The following is an 852-nucleotide window of genomic DNA, read 5'->3' on the forward strand; positions in this document are numbered from 1 at the left end:
TTGATGGCCTCGACGTCGGCGAGCGGAATGCCGGCATCCTTCTCGCCGAAATGCAGCTGCGTCGGCACCTTCGGCGCTTCATCGGCAAAGCGCACCACCGCGCCGCCGTAATAGCCGATCGCGGCCTTCAATCCCGACAGCCGCGTTGCCGCGACGAAGGCGATGCTGCCGCCGAGACAGAAGCCGATGATGCCGACGGGGCCGGCGTCTTTCACCGCATCGATCGCAGCCTGCGTGTCGCGCAGCATCGCGGTCCAGTCCGGATTGGCGACGAATTTGCGCGCCTCCGCGATCTCGTCGGGCGAATAGCCCGACTGGAAGTTCGGCGAGGTCCGGTCGAAGATCGACGGCGCGATCGCGACATAGCCTTCCTCCGCCAACCGATCGCAGACCGAGCGGATGTGATGATTGACGCCGAAGATCTCCTGGATCACCACGACCGCGCCCTTCGCGCTGCCTGCGGGATCGGCGCGATAGGCGCCGAGCTGGAAATTGTCGGAGGCCGTCAGCTTGATGTCCTGTCCCACGCGGTTGTCCTTCTTGGTTGTCGATCCGGAATTCAGTTCTCTCCCCTCATCCTGAGGAGCGCGCCCTTCGCGCGCGTCTCGAAGGATGCGAGGCCCGTGACGTGGCAGCGGGGGCCTTTCATCCTTCGAGACGCTTGCGGAGTTTATCATCCGGCCGCGCTTCCGCGCGGACCGGGTGGCAAGCTCCTCAAAATGAGGGAAGGGACCTCACTCCCACATCCAGTTCTCGCCGTAATCTTCCTTCCATCCTGCCAGGCGTCCATGGCGGAATTGCAGGAACAGGCGATGGCGGTAGGGGATCAGGCCGCTGCCGCCGATGTTGCGC

The 852-nt window shown here is 64.4% G+C and carries 1 protein-coding gene; it reads right to left on the minus strand.

Annotated features, from left to right (window positions below):
* Positions 1-527, minus strand: a 527-nt coding sequence (locus tag JHD07_RS39440; RefSeq protein ID WP_291632037.1) for a dienelactone hydrolase family protein, incomplete at its 3' end; no start/stop codon positions are given.
* Positions 528-852: the final 325 nt, after the last annotated feature.

It is taken from the genome of Bradyrhizobium sp. (genome assembly GCF_016462955.1).
Classification (GTDB): Bacteria; Pseudomonadota; Alphaproteobacteria; order Rhizobiales; family Xanthobacteraceae; genus Bradyrhizobium.